1 protein-coding gene is annotated in these 522 nt (G+C 51.0%); it reads left to right on the forward strand.

Going from position 1 to position 522, the window contains the following annotated elements:
* On the forward strand, nt 1–390 hold a 390-nt coding region (gene dnaG / locus RE027_RS18185; RefSeq protein ID WP_368809701.1), incomplete at its 5' end, for a DNA primase.
* Between the last annotated feature and the right edge of the window lie 132 nt (nt 391–522).

The raw sequence follows: 522 nt of genomic DNA on the forward strand, positions 1-522 counted from the left end.
ATACTGATAGGGTTGCTGGTGCAAAACCCCGAACTTGCTCCGCAAGTGCCGTCGCTGGCGGGTTTGAACCACGAAAAATTGCCCGGGCTTGGCTTATTTTCAGAATTGGTCAACACTTGTTTGTCTCAGCCAGGTCTGACCACCGGACAACTTTTAGAGCATTATCGCGGCACAAAAGAGGCCGCTACCCTTGAAAAACTGTCGATGTGGGACGATATAGCAGATAAGGATATCGCAGAAAAAACGTTCACCGACTCGCTCAACCATATGTTTGATTCGATGCTTGAGTTGCGCCAGGAAGAGTTGATAGCTCGCGAGCGCACCCATGGCCTGAGCAGCGAAGAACGCCGGGAGCTCTGGATGATTAACCAGGAACTGGCGAAGAAATAAAAAATTTAACGGCTTAAGTGCCGAATATCGATCGGGAAGCCCCCGGCAGCCGCACTGAGAGGCAGCGGCAAAAATATAAGTACGCCCTCGCTTTAAAGGTTGGCAGCCCATCGCCGACACCAATCAAACGAA

This window comes from Kocuria sabuli, assembly GCF_040981185.1.
GTDB classification, from domain to species: Bacteria; Actinomycetota; Actinomycetes; order Actinomycetales; family Micrococcaceae; genus Kocuria; species Kocuria sabuli.